The 296-nt window shown below is 57.8% G+C and carries 1 protein-coding gene; it reads left to right on the top strand.

All coding sequences use genetic code 11. The features are described from left to right. A partial coding sequence (locus EN852_RS39155) for an enolase C-terminal domain-like protein (RefSeq protein WP_281407868.1) occupies positions 1–296 on the top strand: 296 nt, incomplete at both ends.

The following is a 296-nucleotide window of genomic DNA, read 5'->3' as shown; positions in this document are numbered from 1 at the left end:
GCTTATTGAATGCAGCCGACGTTTCAGCCCCAATATCGCTTCCCGTTTCGCCAAGGCAATCGCAGAACTGCGGCCTTATTGGATCGAAGAGCCTGTGCCCGCGTTCGATCTGGAGGGACTGCATGAAGTGCGACAGGTGTCGGACGCTCCGATCGTGGCAGGCGAGACCCTATACACCAAGGACGACTTTCGCTCACTTTTCGCAGCCCGCGCAGTGGACATAATTAATCCCGACATCTCGGCCTGCGGAGGCCTTCTGGAGTTAGCATGCCCGTTCGCTTTCGGTGTCCTCGACC

Source organism: Mesorhizobium sp. M2E.F.Ca.ET.209.01.1.1, assembly GCF_004010375.2.
Lineage (GTDB): Bacteria > Pseudomonadota > Alphaproteobacteria > Rhizobiales > Rhizobiaceae > Mesorhizobium.
The sequence above is the reverse complement of the archived record's forward strand: the minus strand, read 5'-3'. Positions and strand labels throughout refer to the sequence as shown.